The sequence below is a fragment of the Pseudomonas sp. VE 267-6A genome (genome assembly GCF_024126555.1).
Classification (GTDB): Bacteria; Pseudomonadota; Gammaproteobacteria; order Pseudomonadales; family Pseudomonadaceae; genus Aquipseudomonas; species Aquipseudomonas palmensis.
In genome coordinates, this window is sequence record NZ_JAMYBY010000020.1 from 43,090 (window position 1) to 62,623 (window position 19,534).

17 protein-coding genes are annotated in these 19,534 nt (G+C 66.8%); 12 read left to right on the forward strand and 5 right to left on the reverse strand.

What is annotated here, in order from left to right; genetic code table 11:
* Positions 1-63: 63 nt before the first annotated feature.
* Positions 64-2,478 (forward strand): membrane-bound PQQ-dependent dehydrogenase, glucose/quinate/shikimate family, encoded by a 2,415-nt coding sequence (locus tag NJH59_RS21330; RefSeq protein WP_253087277.1) that lies wholly within the window; start codon positions 64-66, stop codon positions 2,476-2,478.
* 5 nt (positions 2,479-2,483) lie between these two features.
* Positions 2,484-3,119 (forward strand): TetR/AcrR family transcriptional regulator, encoded by a 636-nt coding sequence (locus tag NJH59_RS25545; RefSeq protein WP_043860909.1) that lies wholly within the window; start codon positions 2,484-2,486, stop codon positions 3,117-3,119.
* Between the two features lie 87 nt (positions 3,120-3,206).
* Here the strand turns inward: NJH59_RS25545 and ppnN are convergent, their stop codons facing one another.
* Together ppnN and NJH59_RS21350 are read right to left on the reverse strand one after the other, a co-directional pair.
* Positions 3,207-4,580: a nucleotide 5'-monophosphate nucleosidase PpnN gene (gene ppnN / locus NJH59_RS21345; protein WP_043860910.1), complete on the reverse strand. Its 1,374-nt coding sequence runs from the start codon at positions 4,578-4,580 to the stop codon at positions 3,207-3,209.
* A gap of 149 nt (positions 4,581-4,729) precedes the next feature.
* Positions 4,730-5,572: an SDR family NAD(P)-dependent oxidoreductase gene (locus NJH59_RS21350; protein WP_253087278.1), complete on the reverse strand. Its 843-nt coding sequence runs from the start codon at positions 5,570-5,572 to the stop codon at positions 4,730-4,732.
* Between the two features lie 113 nt (positions 5,573-5,685).
* On the opposite strand from NJH59_RS21350, the gene NJH59_RS21355 reads away from it, so the two are divergent.
* Entirely contained in the window at positions 5,686-6,624 is a 939-nt protein-coding gene (locus NJH59_RS21355; RefSeq protein WP_043860912.1) for a LysR substrate-binding domain-containing protein, read from the forward strand.
* On the opposite strand, the gene NJH59_RS21360 is transcribed toward NJH59_RS21355, so the two are convergent.
* Positions 6,563-7,315: an anti-sigma factor gene (locus tag NJH59_RS21360; RefSeq protein ID WP_088515176.1), complete on the reverse strand. Its 753-nt coding sequence runs from the start codon at positions 7,313-7,315 to the stop codon at positions 6,563-6,565. The genes NJH59_RS21355 and NJH59_RS21360 overlap by 62 nt on opposite strands.
* On the reverse strand, positions 7,312-7,821 hold the full coding sequence (locus tag NJH59_RS21365; RefSeq protein WP_043860914.1) for a sigma-70 family RNA polymerase sigma factor: 510 nt from the start codon (positions 7,819-7,821) through the stop codon (positions 7,312-7,314). The genes NJH59_RS21360 and NJH59_RS21365 overlap by 4 nt, the downstream gene beginning before the upstream one ends.
* A 131-nt stretch (positions 7,822-7,952) precedes the next feature.
* On the opposite strand from NJH59_RS21365, the gene NJH59_RS21370 reads away from it, so the two are divergent.
* From NJH59_RS21370 to NJH59_RS21405, 8 genes are all read left to right on the forward strand, one after another.
* Positions 7,953-8,996, forward strand: a complete 1,044-nt coding sequence (locus tag NJH59_RS21370; RefSeq protein ID WP_253087279.1) for a catalase family peroxidase — start codon at positions 7,953-7,955, stop codon at positions 8,994-8,996.
* Positions 8,993-9,520 carry a cytochrome b gene (locus NJH59_RS21375; RefSeq protein ID WP_058541244.1) on the forward strand — a complete coding sequence of 176 codons (528 nt, stop codon included), beginning with the start codon at positions 8,993-8,995 and terminating at the stop codon, positions 9,518-9,520. Before NJH59_RS21370 ends, NJH59_RS21375 begins: the two co-directional genes overlap by 4 nt.
* A 172-nt stretch (positions 9,521-9,692) precedes the next feature.
* Positions 9,693-10,949, forward strand: a complete 1,257-nt coding sequence (locus NJH59_RS21380; protein WP_253087280.1) for an OprD family porin — start codon at positions 9,693-9,695, stop codon at positions 10,947-10,949.
* Positions 10,950-11,144: 195 nt separating this feature from the next.
* On the forward strand, positions 11,145-11,675 hold the full coding sequence (locus NJH59_RS21385) for a sigma-70 family RNA polymerase sigma factor (RefSeq protein ID WP_054915138.1): 531 nt from the start codon (positions 11,145-11,147) through the stop codon (positions 11,673-11,675).
* Complete coding sequence (locus tag NJH59_RS21390; protein WP_043860919.1) at positions 11,672-12,622, forward strand: FecR domain-containing protein; 951 nt, start codon at positions 11,672-11,674, stop codon at positions 12,620-12,622. Before NJH59_RS21385 ends, NJH59_RS21390 begins: the two co-directional genes overlap by 4 nt.
* A 205-nt stretch (positions 12,623-12,827) precedes the next feature.
* Positions 12,828-15,260, forward strand: a complete 2,433-nt coding sequence (locus NJH59_RS21395) for a TonB-dependent siderophore receptor (protein WP_253087297.1) — start codon at positions 12,828-12,830, stop codon at positions 15,258-15,260.
* Between the two features lie 113 nt (positions 15,261-15,373).
* Positions 15,374-16,570, forward strand: coding sequence for an MFS transporter (locus tag NJH59_RS21400; RefSeq protein WP_058541248.1), 1,197 nt, complete (start codon positions 15,374-15,376; stop codon positions 16,568-16,570).
* A gap of 62 nt (positions 16,571-16,632) precedes the next feature.
* Positions 16,633-17,181 (forward strand): cupin domain-containing protein, encoded by a 549-nt coding sequence (locus NJH59_RS21405; RefSeq protein WP_043859772.1) that lies wholly within the window; start codon positions 16,633-16,635, stop codon positions 17,179-17,181.
* A gap of 66 nt (positions 17,182-17,247) precedes the next feature.
* Here NJH59_RS21405 and NJH59_RS21410 read toward each other — a convergent pair whose 3' ends face one another.
* Positions 17,248-18,738 carry a DASS family sodium-coupled anion symporter gene (locus NJH59_RS21410; RefSeq protein WP_054915142.1) on the reverse strand — a complete coding sequence of 497 codons (1,491 nt, stop codon included), beginning with the start codon at positions 18,736-18,738 and terminating at the stop codon, positions 17,248-17,250.
* Positions 18,739-19,177: 439 nt separating this feature from the next.
* Between NJH59_RS21410 and NJH59_RS21415 the strand changes: the two genes are divergently transcribed.
* Positions 19,178-19,507 (forward strand): hypothetical protein, encoded by a 330-nt coding sequence (locus NJH59_RS21415; RefSeq protein WP_043859774.1) that lies wholly within the window; start codon positions 19,178-19,180, stop codon positions 19,505-19,507.
* Positions 19,508-19,534 lie beyond the last annotated feature (27 nt).

Genomic DNA, 19,534 nt, shown 5'->3' on the forward strand with positions numbered 1-19,534 from the left:
TACTAAACATGAATCCACGCCCCCATGCCCGCGCAGCTGGGGTCGTGTCATGGACAAACAGGAATGAAAAACACAGATAACCCGGGGGCCCCTGCCCCTGCTTCAACTCGCCTTGCCTTTTACATCTTCGGTACCCTGCTCGGCCTCAGCGGCCTGGCCCTGGCGGTCGGCGGTGTGCGCCTGGCCACCCTCGGCGGCTCGTGGTACTACCTGCTGGCCGGCCTGGGCATGCTGCTGGCCGGTGTGCTCTATGCCCGGCGCAAGCCGCTGGGCGCCGGCCTGATGGCGCTGGTGTTCGGCGCCACCGTCACCTGGTCGCTGTGGGAAGTCGGCCTGCGCTTCTGGCCACTGGTGCCGCGCCTGGCGCCGTTCCTGGTGATCGGCCTGGTGGCGGCGGTGTTGCACCCGTACCTGGCCGGCGGCCGTCAGCGTGGCCTCAGCCATGCCTGCGCCGCCCTGTTCGGGCTGGCCCTGGTGGCCGGCGGCGCCTCGACCTTCGTGCCGCACGGGGTCATGCACGCCACCACGGAACCTGTGCTCGACACCCCGGCCACCACGGCCGGCGCCCCCCAGGACTGGCAGCACTACAGCAACGGCCCGCAGGGCACGCGCTTCACGCCGCTGGACCAGATCAACAAGGGCAACATCGACAAGCTCCAGGTGGCCTGGACCTACCGCACCGGCGAGATCGCCGAAGGCGCCTCCGAGTCGCAGAACACGCCGATCCAGATCGCCGACACGGTGTACACCTGCACCCCGTTGAGCAAGGTCATCGCGCTGGATGCCGACACCGGCAAGGAGCGCTGGACCTTCGACTCCAAGCCCGCCAACGACAAGACCTGGAACCGCTGCCGCGGCCTTGGCTACTACGAGCCGGCCAAGGTCCAGAAGCCGTTCCAGTTCGCTGACCTGGCACCCGCCCCACGCGCCACGGGTGGTGTGTGCGCCAAGCGCATCGTGCAGGTCACCATGGATGCACGGCTGATCGAGATCGACGCCGACACCGGCAAGCCGTGCGAAGACTTCGGCGACAAGGGCTCGGTCGACCTGACCCAGGGCCTGGGCCTGGTGGATGAAGGCGTGCCGTACTACGCCTACACCTCCGCGCCCACCGTGGCACGCAACCTGATCATCCTCGGCGGCTGGGTCTTCGATGGCCGCTCCACCGACGAACCGTCAGGCGTGGTGCGTGCCTTCAGCGCCGACACCGGCGAACTGGTGTGGGCGTGGGACCTGGGCAACCCGGCCATCACCAAGCTGCCACCGGAGGGCGAAACCTATACCCGCAGCACGCCGAACATGTGGTCTACCCCGGCGTTCGATGACGAACTGGGCCTGGTCTACCTGCCTACCGGCAACCAGCAGCCCGATTTCTGGGGTGGCGATCGCCCGGCGCTGACCGAGAAATACTCGTCTGCCGTGGTTGCCCTGGACATGGCCACCGGCCGCGAGCGCTGGACCTTCCAGACCGTGCACCACGACATCTGGGACTACGACGTGGCTGCCCAGCCGGCGCTGTACGACGTGCCGGACGGCAAGGGCGGCAAGATCCCCGCGCTGATCCAGCTGACCAAGCGCGGGCAGATCTTCCTGCTCGACCGTCGCACCGGCAAGCCGATTGCCGACGTGGTCGAAAAACCCGTGCCCCAGGCCCATGCCGAAGGCGACTGGGTAGCCAAGACCCAACCCTACTCGGTAGGCATGCCGGCGCTGGGCGCCGAACCGCTGACCGAACAGGACATGTGGGGCGCGACCTTCTTCGACCAGCTGATGTGCCGCATCAACTTCCGCGAACTCAACTACGAGGGTGAGTTCACCGCACCGAGCACCCGCGACACCCTGATCTACCCGGGCTACTACGGTGGCTTCAACTGGGGCGGCGCGGCCATCGACGAGCGCAACGGCTACCTGTTCCTCAACGACATCCGCATCCCGCAGGTGGTCAAGCTGGTCAAGCGTGAAAACGTCGACCTGTCGCACCTCAAGTCCGGGCACGGCGTGGGCAGTACCTACCCGATGGACGGCACGCCGTTCGTGATCGACCACAAGGCCTTCAACTCGCCACTGGGCATCCCCTGCCAGAGCCCGCCATGGGGCGTGTTCGCCGCCATCGACCTGAAAACCCGCAAGCAGGTCTGGGAACGTCCGGCCGGTACGGTGCAGGACGCGGTGATCAATGGCGTGCGTGCCAACCTGCCGATCCCGCTGGGCATGCCCACCCTGGGCGGCGGCGTGAGCACCGGTGCCGGGCTGGTGTTCTATGCCGGTACCCAGGACTACTACCTGCGGGCACTGGACATCGCCACGGGCGAGGAAGTGTGGAAGGGTCGCCTGCCGGTCGGCGGCCAGGCCACGCCGATGAGCTACGTGTCGCCGCGCTCGGGCCGTCAGTACGTGGTGGTGGTGGCCGGCGGTGCGCGCCAGTCTCCAGATCGCGGGGATTACGTGATAGCGTACGCGCTCCCTGACAAAGAGTAGCGCCCATGACCCCGTTGCACCGTGCCCCGACTTCCCCTACGAGCCGAAGTGTGGAGCGCAGGCGCAACCTGCTGGTGACCGCCAGCGAGCTGTTTCTGGAGCACGGCTACGATGGCGTCAGCATGGACGCCATCGTCGCCGCGGCAGGCGGTTCCAAGGCCACCATCTACCGCTACTTCGGCAGCAAGAACGAGCTGCTGGTGGCGGTGGTGGAGTACTTGTGCGACGACTTCATCATCGACCTGCGCCAGCTGGACACCAGCACCGTGGGGCTGGCCGAGGGGCTGCGGCTGATCCTCGACCAGTTGGTGGCGGTGGTCACCAGCCCGCGGCACGTGGCGTTCTACCGCCTGGTGGTCAATGGCACGGCGCATGTGCCCGAAGTGGGCCAGACCTGGTACGAGCATGGCCCGCAGGTGTGGCATTCGCTGATTCTGCGCTTGCTCGAAGGCCAGCGCGGGCAAGGGGCAGTGGCCGCGGATGCATCGCTGTCGGAACTGCCGCACGTGCTGTTCGATGCGCTGTTCTCGCACCTCACCACACGCACCGTGATGCTCGGGCAGCACTGCACGGCCGAAGCGTTCCGGCCGATGATCGATGAGCTGACCGGGTTGGTGCTCAGGCGCTTGCAGCAGAATTGAACACCGCGTCGCCGGCGATCGCGGGTCAAGCCCGCTCCCACAGGATCATCTGCCACCTGTGTGAGCGGGCTTGACCCGCGATAGGCCTTAACTCACCACGCGGTAGCACGGCTCATACGCCGCCCCACCCGGCAGCTTCATCCGATGCTGCTCCACGAACGCCTGCAACAGCTTGTCCAGTGGCTGCATGATCGCGGTATCGCCATGGATCTCGTACGGCCCATGCTCCTCGATCAGGCGAATGCCCTTGTCCTTCACGTTGCCCGCCACGATCCCGGAGAACGCCCGGCGCAGGTTCGCCGCCAGCTCGTGTGCCGGCAAGTCGCGGCTCAGCTGCAGGCTGGCCATGTTGGCGTGGGTCGGGTCGAACGGGCGCTGGAAGCCCTCTTCGATCTTCAGCATCCAGTTGAAGTGGAACGCATCGTTGCGCTCGCGGCGGAACTGCTTGACCTGCCTGAGCCCCTCGGTCATCTGCCGCGCCACCTGGGCCGGGTCGTCGATGATGATCTCGTACAGCGCATGGGCCGCCTCGCCCAGGGTGGCGCCGACAAAATCATGCAGCTGCTGCAGGTACGCCTCGGCGCTGCGCGGGCCGGTGAGGATCACCGGGAACGGCAGGTCGCGGTTTTCCGGGTGCATCAGGATGCCCAGCAGGTACAGGAACTCCTCGGCCGTGCCTGCGCCACCAGGGAAGATGATGATGCCGTGGCCCACGCGCACGAAGGCTTCCAGGCGCTTTTCGATGTCCGGCAGAATCACCAGCTCGTTGACGATCGGGTTCGGCGCCTCGGCGGCGATGATGCCCGGCTCGGTCAGGCCCAGGTAGCGACCGATGCTCATGCGCTGCTTGGCGTGGGCGATGGTGGCGCCCTTCATCGGCCCCTTCATCACGCCCGGGCCGCAGCCGGTGCAGATGTCCAGCTTGCGCAGGCCCAGCTCGTGGCCGACCTTCTTGGTGTACTGGTATTCCTCGGTGCTGATCGAGTGGCCGCCCCAGCACACCACCATCTTCGGCTCCACGCCCGGGCGCAGGGTGCGCGCGTTGCGCAGCAGCTGGAAGACGTAGTCGGTGATGCCCTGGGAGCTTTCCAGGTCGATGCCCATGCGGTCCAGTTCGCTTTCGGTGTAGACGATGTCGCGCAGGGCGCTGAACAGCATTTCGCGGGTGCTGGCGATCATTTCGCCATCGACGAAGGCGTCGGCCGGCGCGTTCAGCAGCTCAAGGCGCACGCCGCGGTCCTGCTGGTGGATACGGACTTCGAAGTCCTTGTAGGCGTCGAGAATGGTCTTGGCGTTGTCGACGTGGGCGCCGGTATTGAGGATGGCCAGGGCGCACTGGCGGAACAGGGTGTAGATGCTGCCGGAACCGGCTTCGCTCAGTTGCTGCACTTCACGTTGGGAGAGTGTCTCCAGGCTGCCTTTGGGGCTGACAGATGCGTTGATTACGTGTCTTGGGGTCATTCTGGATTCCATATGTACGACGCCAGCGAACGGCTGTGGCATCGGGGTATTAACGCCTGACGCAATGCTGCATACAGGTTTTATCAGGTGGCCGGTCGCAATGGCAAACGGTCTGCCTGAAAGAGTAGGCGCGATCCCCCGGCGATGCCTCAGATTCCGTGCGCCGCCCAGCACTGCGCCACCTGCTCGGGCTGCTGCGCCTCGACCCCGCGCAGATCCCTCGGGTAGGTGACCCCCGCCTGCTCCTCGAAGCGCGTGGCCACGAACTGCCCGTTGCTGGCGCGCAGCACCTGCCCCGTCACCTGGCATGCGTCCGACACCAGGTACACCACCCCCGGCACCACCCACTCGGGCTTGAGGTCATCCGGCTCGCCCTCCTCGCCCCACATGCGCGTGCGCGCCACCGGCGAAACCGCGTTGACCAGAATGCCGTGTGCGGCGCCCTCTTCACTCAAGGCATTCATGATGCCCAGCTGCGCCATCTTGCCGGCGGCATAGGCCGCCAGCCCGGTTTGCGCGTAGCACGCATACATCGCCCGGTCGGAGGTCGTCAGTACCACACGCGGCGCGGCGCTGGCCTTCAGGTGCGGCCAGGCGTGCTTGCACAGCCACAAGGGCGCCTGCACGTTGATCGCCAGGGCGCGCTCGACAAAGCCTGCATCCACCTGCTCGATCGGCTGGTACCCCACCCAGCCGGCGTTGTGGATCACCGCGTCGAGGCCGCCGAACTGCTCCACAGTGCGTGCCACCAGCGCCTCACAGGCCGATTCATCGGCCAGCTCGGCGCAGTGCCCGAGTACCTGGTGCCCCGCCGCCCGCAGGGCCTGGGCCGCCTGTTCGACCGGGCCGGGGTCGGTGCCGCAGCCGGCGCGGTCGGCGCCGCGGTCGGTAATGACCACCCGCGCGCCGCGCTCGGCCAGGGCCCTGGCGTAGGCAAGCCCCAGGCCGCGGGCGGCGCCGGTGACGAGAAAGGTGCGATGGGTGAAGTTCATGGGCGCTCTCCTGTAAAGTCGTCGAGCCTATCGAGCGCGCCGCGCAAAGTTGAATATTATCGAAGGCCGGTTCCGATACCCGTCAGATATCACACCGCGCCAGGGACGCCGCCATGATCGAGACCCGCCTGTTACGCCAGTTCATCGTCGTTGCCGAAGAACTGCACATCCACCGCGCCGCCGAACGCCTGCACATGGCCCAGCCACCGCTGAGCCAGGCGATTGCGCGGCTGGAACAGAAGCTCGGTTGCACGCTGCTGGTACGTCACTCGCGCGGGGTGTGCCTGACCGGCGCCGGCCAGGCCTTCGTCGAGACCGCGCGCGCCACCCTGAGCCTGCTGGACCAGGGCGCCGAACACGCCCGCGAGGTGGCCGACGGGGTCAGCGGGCACCTGCGCATCGGCAGCCTGGCACTGGCCGGCTACCCGCCGCTGCTCGAGGCCCTGCGCCGGTTTCGCGCGCAGTGGCCCAAGGTGCGCCTGAGCCTGCAGCAGCAACCCTCGGCGCAACTGGCCGAGGGCGTGCTGGGTGGTGAACTGGACGTGGCCTTCATGCGCCAGTTGCCGGGGCTGAGCGAGCGCCTGCACAGCCGGCTGATCCTCGACGAGCCGCTGCTGCTGGCGGTGCCTGCCGGGCACCGACTGGCCCACGGTGGCCCGGTGCACCTGGGCGAGGCCGCAGACGAAGACTTCGTGTTCACCCCGCCGGCCCTGGGCAGCGGCTTTCACCAGCAGATGCTGAGCCTGTGCGAACGCGCTGGCTTCACCCCGCGCATCAGCCAGCAGGCGGCGCAGATGCAGACACTGGTCAGCCTGGTGGGCTGCGGGTTCGGCGTGGCCCTGGTGCCGCAGGCGGCGGCGCGGGCCAACCGTCAGGACGGCGTGCACTTCTGTGCCCTGCACGACACCCCGCCGCTGGGCCTGTACATGGTGTGCCCGGGGGAGCAGAGTACCCCGCAGGCACGCCACTTCATGGACCTGTTCGCACCCGCTACAGGGCAATCCCCAGTGCCTGGCGCAACTGCGCGGCACGCGGCTCTGCTGCCGGGCTGACCAGCGCGTAGTTGTAGGCGCCCTGCGACCAGTAGCGGGCCTGCAACTCGCCGTCCACCCGCTCGCCACTGGGCATGCGCGCATAGTGCTCGCCGGGCGAGCGCAGGAACAGGCTGACCCGCTCGCCGCTGGCATCCTGGAACAGCAGCAGCGCCGCCGGCCCCTGCTCGTTGCTGAGCAACCGCGCGCCCACCGGCGTGAAGCCATAGGCCGAGAGGTCCGGCAACTGCCCTGCCTGGGCAAAGTGCTCGCCCAGCCAGGCCTGCAATTGCCCCGGCCGCTGCACGTTCAGGTCCAATGTGCCCGACTGGGCAAACAGGCGGTGCGCCTGCACGGCATCGGCCATCGGTGCGAGGCCCGCCTGCAGGCTCGACTCGCGCGCCTGCCAGCCGCCCAGGCCACCGATGCCCAGTGCCACCAGCAGCATCGCCGCGCTGGCCCATTGGCGGCGATGGCGCTGGCGCACGGCGCGGCGCACGGCTGCCGGGTCGAGCCGCGGGTTCGCGGGCTGCTCGGCCAGCCCGGCCAGGGCGGTGCGCAGCAGGCGTGCATCGGCGCGCCAGCCCTCGACCCGCGCCGCCTGCTCGGGGTGGGCTGCCAGGTACAGTTCCACCTCGCGGCGGCGCGCCGTCTCGAGGCGTTCGTCGACATAGGCGTGCAACTCGTCTTCGGACGGGATCAGCCGGCTCATTTCAACCTCCGCAATGCCGGGGGCGGCGTATTGCCCTCGGCCAGTTCTCGCATTGCCGCACGCGCCCGTGACAGGCGCGACATCACCGTGCCGATGGGCACGTCCAGGGCCTGGGCGGCCTCCTTGTAGCTCAGACCCTCGACACTCACCAGCAGCAACAGCGCCCGTTGCTCGGTGGGCAGGCGCGCGAATGCGGCCAGGCCCGACTCGGCGAGCACGATATCCTCGGTGCTGCTGCCCACCGCCTCGTCGCGCCCGAACCACGCCAGCCAACGGGCATGCCGGCGCTCGCGGCGCTTGGCGTCGATGAACAGCCGGTACAGGATCGCGAACAGCCAGGCGCGCAGGCTGTCATCGCCACGCTGCTGGCCGCGCCGGCTCAGGGCGCGCTCCACCGTGGCCTGCACCAGGTCGTCGGCGCTGCTGGCCTCACGGGTCAGCCACAAGGCAAAGCGGCGCAGGCGCTGGAGCATGTCGCGCAACTGGTCGTCATCAAGATCGTTCATGGTCGGGGTTCTGGGCGGCTGGCAGTCAGTGTACGAGGCAGACGCTCGCCGCCGAAATTTATTCCCGCCGGCGTGGAATAAAACCTGGTGCGGTGCGTCGTACCGGCTCATTCACTGACCGGATCGCCGCCATGAGCACTCCGTTAAACGGTCGCGCCCGCACCCTGCGCCTGGCCGTCATCGGCCTGGGTATCGCCGCCCTGGGCGCAAGCTTTGCCTACGCTGCCGGCTGGATCGGCCCGCAGCGCCTGACCCCGCAACGTATCATCGACACCTTCGAGGCCCAGGCCGGGCACTACCCCGGCTATCGAAAGAACCACGCCAAGGGCCTGTGCGTGAGCGGCTATTTCGACAGCAGCGGCCAGGCTGCCAGTTGGTCGCGGGCCCGGGTGTTCAGCCAATCCAGAGTGCCGGTGATCGGACGTTTCGCCATCGGCGGCGCCAACCCGTTCAGCGCCGACGCCAGTGTCGCCACCCGCAGCCTGGCGCTGCAGTTCAGCAGCGACGACGGTCAGCGCTGGCGTACCGGCATGAACACCCCGCCAGTGCTGGCCGTCAGCGATGCCGCAGGGTTCTACGAACAGGTGCTGGCCTCGACGCCCGACCCGGCCACCGGCAAGCCGGACCCGGCGGCCCTGCAGGCGTTTTTCGCCAGGCATCCCGAAAGCGCCGCCTTCCGCCAGTGGGCCAGGGACTACAAGCCCTCCGACAGCTTTGCCAGCTCGGCCTTCAACAGCATCAACGCGTTTCGCCTGGTGGATGCGGCGGGCAAGGTGCAGTACGTGCGCTGGAGCCTGCAGCCGCACAGCGACTTCGCCCCGTTGCCAGCCCAGGTCGACGACAGGAACTTCCTTCAGCACGACCTGCAGCAACGCCTGGCCAAGGGCCCGCTGCGCTGGACCCTGCGCCTGACCCTGGCCGGCGCCGACGACCCGGTGGACGACCCCGCGCGCCCCTGGCCCGTCACCCGCCAGCAGGTCGATGCCGGCACCCTGGTGATCGACCACATCGATGCGCCCGAGCAGGGCGAATGCCGTGACCTGAACTTCGACCCGCTGATACTGCCCGACGGCATCCAGGCCTCGGCCGACCCGATCCTGGCCGCCCGCTCGGCCGCCTATGCCGAATCCTTCAACCGGCGCAGCCGCGAAACCGCCCTGAGGGCCCACCCATGAACCTGCACCCGTCCACCCGCTTCCACCCGCTGGCGCGCCTGCTGCACTGGCTGATGGCCGTGTTGATCCTGACGATGCTGTTTGTCGGCGTGAGCATGGTCGCCGACCTCTCGCCCCGCCACCCCTGGCTGGTCAGCCTGCACAAGGCCATCGGCCTGGCCCTGCTGGTGCTGGTGGTGCTGCGCATCGCCACACGCCTGCGTTACGCCACCCCGCCCCTGCCCAGCGACCTGCCACGCCTGCAGCAGTGGGCCGCCAAGGCTTCGCACCTGCTGCTGTACGGGTTGATGCTGGGCATGCCGCTGATCGGCTGGGGCATGCAATCGGCCGGTGGCTACCCGCTGCCGTGGCAACTGCCGGCCATCGCGCCCCACGACCTGCGCCTGTACGCCCTGCTGCGCGCCCTGCACGGCTGGCTGGCGTACCTGCTGTTTGCCACGGTGCTGGTGCATATCGCCGCCGCACTGGTACACGGTTTTGTCCGCCGCGATGGCGTGTTGCGCAGCATGTGGCCGGGGCGCTGAGCGCGGCGGCGCAGCAACAGGCAACCTACCTGGCAACGGGCATAACGTTAACACGTTAACTTTTTTCGCTCGCAAGCCTGCAAAGGCTTTCGGAGCAAAAAGATAATATGTTAATTATATGCCCGCACCGCAGCAGCGGCTGCCGCCAGAACAACAACAAAAGGTAGATTGCATGTCGTTTTCCCGCCGTCCCCTGACGGCCAGCGCCGGCCTGTGCGCCGCGCTTGCGCCGTTGCTTGTGCAGGCCGATTTCATCCAGGACAGCAAGGCCAGCCTGGAGGCCCGCAACTTCTATTTCAACCGCGACTTTCGCCAGCACGCCGCGCCCCAGAGCCAGGCGCGGGAGTGGGCCCAGGGCTTCATCCTGCGCATGGAGTCGGGTTACACCGAAGGCACCCTGGGTGTTGGCCTGGATGCGCTGGGCGAGCTGGGCCTGAAGCTCGACTCCAGCAAGGCGCACCGGGGCACCGGCCTGCTGCCGTTCGGCGCCAGCCAGGAGCCGGCGCACGACTACAGCGAACTGGGCCTGACCGCCAAGTTGCGCCTGGGCAAGAGCGTGCTCAAGCTCGGCACCTTGCAGCCCACCTTGCCGGTTGCCTCGATCAACGACGTGCGCCTGCTGCCCTCAACCTACAACGGCAGCCTGCTGACCTCGCAGGACATCGACGGCCTGACCCTGAACGTGGGCCGTCTGGAAAAACAGAACCTGCGCGACTCCTCGAGCAACGACCAGATGAGCTATGCCGGTGTCCAGAGCAGCCACCTGGACCTGGCAGGCGGCACCTACGCGCTGCGCCCCAACCTGGCGCTGAGCTACTACTACGCACAGATGCACGACCTCTACCGCCAGCAGTACGCCGGGCTGGTGCATGACCTGCCGCTGGCCGAAGGCGTGAGCCTGCGCAGCGACCTGCGCTACTTCGACACCCGCGAACAAGGCAACGCCAACCTGCGTTCCGCTGCGCGGGTGGACGGCGGGCGCATCGACAACCGCTTCTTCAACGGCATGCTGACCCTGGGCGTGGGCGCGCACAAATTCGGCCTGGGCTACCAGAACCTCTCGGGGGACGGCGACTTCGCCTACCCGGGGCTGGACCCGTACTCGGTCAACCTGGTGACGGTGAATGTGTTCACCAAGGCCGAAACCGATGCGTGGCAGGCGCGCTACGACTACAACTTCGCCGCGCTGGGGCTGCCGGGGCTGAGCTTCATGACCCGCTATGTGAATGGCAACCATATCCAGACCGCGACGGTGAGCGGCGGCAAGGAATGGGAGCGCGACACCGACATCGCCTATGTGGTGCAGAGCGGGCCGCTGAAGAACGTGAGCGTGCGATTGCGCAATGCGACGTTCCGTTCCAGTGGCGGGTTGACCAGCGATATCGACGAGAACCGCTTGATCGTGGGGTATACGCTGGCGTTGTGGTAATCGCCGAGGGGCCGCGTGGCGGCCCTTTCGCGGGGGCAAGCCCGCCCACAGCCAAACCGCTGCCTTGCAGGACGGTGCAGACCCCGTGGGAGCGGGCTTGACCCGCGATGCGCCCAGCGCTATTTCACCTGCCCTCTTCCTAACATTCTTGGGAATGCTTATCATCTGCATCCTTTTTCCCCGGAAGTCGCCAGGATGAGCGCCCCCACCTCACCCGCCAACGCCGAAGTCGGCCAGCTCTACCAGCACCATCACCTGTGGTTGCAGCACTGGCTGCGCAGGCGCCTGAGCTGCCCGCAGCGCGCCGCCGACCTGATGCAGGACACCTTCGTGCGCATCCTCGCCTCGTCCGAGTCGCTGGAGCTGGTGCGCCTGCTGCGTGAGCCGCGCAGCTACCTGGCGACCGTGGCGCGGCGGGTGATGATCGACCACTTCCGGCGCCAGAAGCTTGAACAGGCCTACCTCGAGGCCCTGGCCGCCCAGCCGGTGTACGAGGAGATCTCGCTGGAAGAGCGCCTGCTGATTCTCGAGACCCTGCGCGAAGTCGACCGCCTGCTGGCCGGGTGCGGCGCCAAGGCGCGCCAGGCGTTCCTGATGGCCAACTGGCTGGGCATGACCTATGGCGAAATCGCCACGGCGCTGGGCGTTTCGCTCAGTTCGGTGAAGAAGTACATGTACAAGACCACCGAGCGCTGCCTGCTGCTCGCCTTCGACGAGCAGCCATGAGCAACGACCGCGAAGCGCAGCGCCAGGCGCTCAAGGAAGCCGCCCGCTGGCATGTGCAGCGCATGGCCGGCGATGCCAGCCCCGGCCTGGAACGGGCCTGGCGGGCATGGTTGGACAGTGCCCCGCAGAACGGCTGGGCCTGGGCCCGGGTCGAGCAGTTGCATGGGCAACTGGCCAGTGTGCCGGGTGGGCTGGCGTTCGATGCCTTCAAGCGTGCCGAAGCCCATGGCCTGACCCGCCGCGGCGTGGTCAAGGGGCTGCTGCTGGCGACCGGGCTGGGGCTGGGTGGCTGGGCCAGCTACCGCAGTACTCCGGCGCAGGCGTTGCTGGCGGACGTGCACAGTGGCACGGGTGAAATTCGCAGCGTCACCCTGGCCGACGGTAGCCAGTTGGTGCTCGATACGGCGTCGGCGGTGAACATCCGCTTCGACAGCCGGCAACGGCTGATTCAGCTGGTGCGCGGGCGCATCCTGCTTACCAGTGGCAAGGATGTGCAGCAGCGGCCGTTGCGGGTGCAGACCGCGCAGGGCGTGGTGCAGGCGTTGGGCACACGCTTCAGCGTGGCGCAGCAGGCCGGGCGCAGCGAGGTCGAGGTGTTCGAGCATGCGGTGCGGGTCAGCCCCTTGCTGGGGGAGGCGCAGCGCCTGGAGAGCGGGCAGGCGTGCGGGTTCAGTGATCAGCGGGTGGATAGCCCGCAGCTGGCATCGGCGGCCCAGGCGGCGTGGAGCCTGGGGCAACTGGTGGTGGAGAACTGGCGGCTGGGTGATCTGCTCGACGAGCTGGGGCGGTACCGGCCGGGGTTGCTGACCTATGCGCCGCAGCTGGCAGAGCAGCGTGTGTCGGGCAACTTCTCGTTGACCGACAGTGATGCGGCGCTGTCGGCGCTGGCGCGCTCGTTCGATTTGCGAATCGAGCGGCATGGTCGGTACTGGGTGCGGGTGATGTAGGCGCCGGCCTTGTCTGGCCGGCTCTTGACCTGCACAGCGCAGTGTTTGATGCAGCAAAAAAAATTCCTCCCCCCGCGGTACCTTTTCTCATTCTCATCCGCCTTGTCTGAAACACCCCCTTTCGCGCATCCCTTCTGCATCCGACGAGGCCCCCATGTCACCCCGTTCCCCCCGCCTGCTCCCCGCCCACCTGCTGGCCGCCGCCATGGCCGCCAGCGTGCTGCCAGCCCCCTCGGCGATGGCCGATGAAGTCAGCAGCAGCCGCACGGCCTACAACATTCCCGCCGGTTCGCTGGCCAGCGTGCTCGGTGCCTTCGCCGCCGCCAGCAGCCTCAACCTGTCTTACGACGCCGCCCTCACCCGCGGCAAGCAGAGCCCCGGCCTGCAAGGCCAGTACGCCACCCTCGACGGCCTCAGCCGCATCCTGGCCGGCAGCGGGCTGCAAGCCTTCCCACAAGGCGACGGCAGCTACTCGTTGCGCCCGGCCCCCAGCAGCAACGGCGCCCTGGAACTGGGCGCCACCAACGTCGACGGCACCCGCACCAGCAGCACCGGCGACAGCACCGACAGCTACACCGTGCGCAGCGTCAGCATCGGCAAGGGTCAGCATTCGCTGCGCGAAACCCCGCAGTCGGTCACGGTCATCACGCGCAAGATGATGGACGAACAGAACCTCACCAGCCTCGAACAGGTGATGGAGAAAACCCCCGGCATCACCGTTCACGACTCGCCCATGGGCGGCAAGTACTTCTACTCGCGCGGCTTCATGATCGCCGGCCAGTACCAGTACGACGGCGTACCGCTGGATGTGGGCGGCAACTACGTGCAGGCCAACAGCTTCTCCAGCGACATGGCCTATTACGACCGCGTCGAGATCATGCGCGGCGCCGCCGGCATGATGAAAGGCGCCGGCAGCTCGGCCGGCGGGGTCAACTTCATTCGCAAGCGCGGCCAGGACAAGGCCGCCACCCACGTAACGCTGTCGGCCGGCACCTGGGACAACTACCGCGCCCAGGTCGACACCGGCGGCCCGCTCAACGACGCCGGCACCCTGCGCGGGCGCGCCGTGGTCGCCCAGCAGGACCGCAAGTACTTCTACGACATCGGCGAGCGCGAAGACCAGGTGGTGTACGGCGCACTGGACTACGACCTGAACGAGGACACCACCCTGGGCCTGGGCCTGGCCTACGAAAAGCTCGACGCCAAGCCCTGCTGGCAGGGCCTGCCGCGCTACAGCGACGGCAGCGACCTGAAGCTGTCGCGCTCCACCTGCCTGGGCGCGTCGTGGAACCACTGGGACAGCGAGCGAACCAGCCTGTTCGCCGACCTTACCCACCGTTTCAACGCAGACTGGGCGCTCAAGGTCGCCTCGATGTACACCCACAACGACCAGAACATGCAATACGCCATGGGCGAAGGCACCGTGCCGGTGGGCAGTACCCAGAGCGCCTCGAAGCTGTACTCCGGGCTGTTCGACTACGACCAGGACGACTACGGCTTCGACGCCAACCTGGACGGCCATTTCCAGGCCTGGGGCCTGGAGCACGAGATCATCGTCGGCGCCAACGCCAGCCGCTCCAAGGGCCGCGACCGCTACGAACTGATCAACCTGACCGAGCTGTACGGCGTTACCCAGAACCCGTTCAACCCCAACCCGCACATCCCCAAGCCGGGTGACTCGGTTTACGAGAAGGAGTCCTACCGCGGCGGGCCGATTCCGGTGACCTCCGACACCCGTCAGTTCGGCACCTACGCCACCCTGCGCCTGAAGCTGGCCGAGCCCCTCACCGCCGTACTCGGCAGCCGCGTCAGCTGGTACCGCAACAGCAGCGACAGCTACACCCGATACTGGAACTACTGGCAGCCCAACCGCAGCCAGGAAAACGGCCAGGTGACGCCGTTCGCCGCGTTGATCTACGACCTGGACGACACCTGGTCCGTTTACGCCAGCTACGCCGACATCTTCCAGCCGCAAAGCACCTACGCCAAGGCCGACGGCAGCTCGCTCAAGCCCAAGACCGGTGCCAGCTATGAGGTGGGGGTCAAGGCCGAGTGGTACCAGGGTCGCCTCAATGGCGCCTTCAACCTGTTCCGCAACACCGAGCAGGGTCGCGCCGAGGCTGACTACAGCACGGTATGCGATAGGTCGTCCGACGGTTACTGCTACACCGACAGCGGCAAGGTGCGCGCCCAGGGCTTCGAAGCCGAGCTGAGCGGTGAACTGATCGAGCGCCTGCAGGTGCTGGCCGGCTACACCTACACCCAGGTCGAATACCTCAAGCGCATCGACGACACCCGCCAGGACGCCACCTTCACCGCCAGCTACGTGCCCAGGCACATGGCGCGTGTATGGACCAACTACGACCTGGACGGCGCCCTGCAGCGCTGGAGCGTGGGCGGCGGGGTCAGCGCGCAGAGTGCCAACCACTTCGTGGACCGCAACACCAAGATGGTGCAGCCCGGCTACGCCCTGTGGAGCGCCCGCATCGGCTATCGCCTGGATGACAACTGGAGCCTGGCCCTCAACGGCAACAACCTGTTCGACAAGCACTACTACAGCAGCGTCGGCGCCGCTGGCTGGGGCAACTTCTATGGCGAGCCGCGCAACCTGATGGTGACCCTGCAAGGCGACTTCTAACCCACAGCAACAAGGCTGAAGTCAATTAAATGATTATTACTATCGTTTACAGGCTTTAGCCTTGGGGGCAGCTGCGGCACAATGGCCGCCTTGCTCCTCTGCCTTGGATAGCCATGAACACCGCCCAGCAACCCCCGCTGCTCAAAACCCCCGCCTTCGACCTGCGTCCGCTGATGGTGGTCAACATGGCCTGCACCATGGCGATGATGGCCTTCGTCGCCCTGATCGGCCCCATCGCCCGCGTGCTGGGCCTGGCAGCCTGGCAGGCGGGCGCAGCGGTCACGGTAGCCGGGGTGGTGTGGATGCTGCTGGCGCGCCCCTGGGGCCGGGCCAGCGACCGCTTCGGTCGCCGCCGGGTGCTGCTGGTGGGCACTGCGGGGTTCACCCTGGCCTATTGGGCCCTGTGCCTGTTCATCGATGGCGCGCTGCGCTACCTGCCGGCCACCTCCCTGGCCTTTGCCGCGCTGGTGATCGGCCGCGGCCTGATCGGTGCGTTCTATGCCGCCCTGCCAGTCGGCTGCGCCGCGCTGATTGCCGACAACATGCAACCGCAACAGCGCGCCCGCGCCATGGCCTCGCTGGGTGCGGCGAACGCCGTGGGCCTGGTGATGGGCCCGGCACTGGCCGCGCTGCTGGCGCGCCACAGCCTGAGCCTGCCGTTCTATGCGATGTCGGTGCTGCCACTGCTGGCATTGCTGGTCCTGCAGTTCAAGCTCAAGGGTCAGGAGCTGCACCTGAGGCAACCGCCCCGCCCCGTCAGCCTGACCGACCCGCGCCTGCTTCGCCCGCTCACGGTGGCCTTCGTGGCGATGCTGTGCGTGTCGCTGGCGCAGATCACCGTAGGCTTCTTTGCCCTTGACCGCCTGGGCCTGGCGCCTGCCGATGCCGCCCAGGCGGCGGGCATTGCCCTGACCATGGTGGGTGCGGCGCTGATCTTCTCGCAGGTGCTGGTGAGCAAGCTGCAATGGCCGCCGCTGCGCATGATCCGTGTGGGCGGCTGCATCAGTGCGCTGGGTTTTGCCAGCGGCGCCCTGGCCGACAGCGTAGGCATGCTGTGGGCGTGCTACTTCGTCGCTGCGGCCGGCATGGGCTGGGTGTTCCCGGCGTTCCAGGCGCTGGCGGCGAACGCGGTGGATGCCGGTGAACAGGGCGCGACCGCAGGCTCTGTGGGCGCGGCACAGGCGCTGGGCACGGTGATCGGACCGCTGGCCGGCACCCTGATCTACGCCCTGGACCCGCGCCTGCCGTACCTGATGGCCGCCTTGCTGCTGCTGTTGATCGCCTTGTGGCCGGTGCCTGCACGCCAGTAGGCGGGTTCGGCGACGGAATGTGTTTTAATGCGTCGCCCATTATTTTTGACATCAAGGCGGCTATGGACACGGGGACACGACTCAAACTGGTACGTGAACGCACCAAGCTCTCGCAACGGGAGCTGGCCAGGCGCAGCGGCCTGACCAACTCGACGATTTCACAGATCGAGCAGAACCGCGTCAGCCCATCGGTGAGCTCGTTGAAAAAGCTGCTGGAAGGCATCCCGATGTCGTTGGCGGAGTTCTTCAGTTTCGACGAACCGCCGCGCGAAGAACGCTTCGTGTTCCGCGCCAACGAGCAGCCCGACCTGGGCAGTGGTGGCTTGCGCATGCTGCTGGTCGGCGCCAGTGTCGAAGGTCGGCAGATGCGCATGCTGCGCGAGCTGTATGCGCCGGGCGCCGACTCCGGCGAAGAGCCGATCGTGCACACCGAGGGCGAGGAATGCGGCCTGGTGACCCGTGGCACCATCGAGTTGCGGGTAGACGGCCAGGTCAGCGTGCTGAACTCCGGCGACGGCTACTACTTCCCCACCACCCTGCCCCACAGCTTCAAGAACATCGGCCAGGACGAAGCCGAGATCATCAGCGCCAACACCCCGGCGAACTTCTGATGAGCATCGCTGCAAGCGGCAAGCTGGCTCGGCCTCGCTTGCCGCTTGCCGCTTGCAACGGCCCCTCTACATCCAGCCCAGCCAGTGCCACCATGTTGCGGCGAACACCAGCATCAACCCGTACCCCACCAGCGTCACCACGATTCCGACCTTGGCAAACTGCCGCGCGTTGAAGGTTTCGGTACCCAGGCACACCATGTTCTGCGGTGCGTTGATCGGCAGGATGAACCCGTAGCTGACCACAAACCCCAGCACCATGGTCATGCCCAGGCGGCTGAAATCCCCCGGCAAGGTCTGCAGCACCGCGATCAGTATCGGCAGCAGCGCCGAGGTCAGCGCCGTGGCACTGGCAAAGCCCAGATGGATCACGATCAGAAACGCCGCCAGAATCGAGAACACCCCCAGCGTGCCCAATTGATCCAGCCCGGTATTGGCCACCACCTGCCCGCCCAGCCATTGCCCGGCCTGGGTGGTCAACAGGGTGGTGCCCAGGCTGATGCCGACGCCGAACACGATCACCGTGCCCCACGGAATACGCGCCTGCACATCCTTCCAGGTCATCACCCCGAAGCGCGGCAGCAACAGCAGCACCAACCCGGCGTAGGTGGTCGAGGTGGTGTCGAAGTGATGCAGCTTGCCCTCGGTGGCCCAGGCCAGCAGCAACAGCAGCGACACCCCCAGCAGACGCTTCTGCGCCCCGCTCATCGGCCCCAGCGCCTGCAACTGCTCGGCTACCGCCGCCTTGCCGCCGGGAATGCTGTCGCTCTCGGGGGGCAGCATCCTGAGCACCAGCACGATCAGCACCACCGACATGATCAACGCCCACGGCGCCCCGGCGATCAGCCAGTCGATCCATGACACCCGTGCACCGAGCATCTTGTCCATGAAGCCGACCGTCAGCAGGTTCTGCGCGGCTGCGGTCTGGATGCCGATGTTCCAGATGCTGGTGCCCTGGGCCACGATGATCATGATGCCGGCGGCGATGTTGGAGCGCTTGTTCACGCCGAACGCGGCGATCACGCCCATCATGATCGGCACCACGCAGGCACTGCGCGCCGTGGCACTGGGCACCACCAGGCTGAGCAGGATGATCACCACCATCGCCCCCAGCAGAATGCGTCGGGTGCTCACGCCCACACGGTTGAGCGTGACCAGCGCGATGCGCCGGTCCAGCCCGGTGTGGGTCATCGCCGCTGCGATGAACAGGGCCCCCACCACCAGTGCCAATGCCGGGTTGGCAAAGCCCGTCAGGGCCATGCTCACGGCTGCCGACGAGCCGTAGATCACCGACGGGTCGGCAAGGGTCGGTGCGGTGCCCAGCAAAAATGCCAGCAGCGAGGTGATCATGATCGCACTGGCTTCGTACGACACCGCCTCGGTGATCCAGATCACCACCGCAAAGGCCAGGATCGCCAGCACGCGGTGACCGGCCACCGGCAGGTCGGCCGGCAGCGGCAACAGCAGCACGCCGACCAGCGCGACGATGCCCAGCAGCAGGCCCACGGGCAACAGGGGTTGAGCGCCAGGCGCTGCGGGAGGATTGGCGGGGGTACTCATGGGCAGGACTTCTTTGGCAACAAAACAGGCCCCTATCATCCCCAGCGCCTGGCCGGTACGCGCTGACGCGGGTCAATACATGGCCAAGACGCCCTGACCAGAGCGCTTTGTAGGACATTCCAACAGCCTGTGGCGCGGCGACCCGTAAGCTCGAAAAAGACTGACCGGTCATTTGTAGTGAATAAAAAAAATCACTACAAAACCTATTGACGGCATTCGTTGCCCCTTGCATGATGAGGCCGTCTCCCTGATCGGGAGCGCTGGCAAAGGGTGTTCCAGACAGTTCGAGCGGTTTCGGGCTGTCCGTGGAGAGGGACTGTCCAAAAGGCAGAGTGAAGAAAGCCCCTGTTGCGACGCTGCTGTAGCAGCCTTGGTAGATCGCTACATGAAGTAGCGCAGGTTTGAACTCACCAACGACGAATAGGTAATAGGGGGCTTTATGATCAACTTGAACAACCAACCCACCATCGACCAATTGGCTCAGCTGTTCGCTGCCCGCAAGGACAGCCTCGATGACCACCTGCTGTGGGTCAGTGCCACAGGTGACGTGCACATCGACAAGATGCCGCCGCACACTGTCGAAGAGGCGATCGATGCGAAGCGTGAAATGCGCGCCCGTTTCAGGATGTTCCGCCGTGGCAAGGGCTACGTCGGCAAGAAGGCAGCGGCAGACACCGCGTTTGTCGCCAAGGTGCTGGAGACCCTGCAACAGGAATGGCCCGCCATCCGCGAGCGCCAGGACGTGAAGGTGATCGACCGGCTGTGCTGAGCCAGGCGAATTGAAAAAGGCGACCTT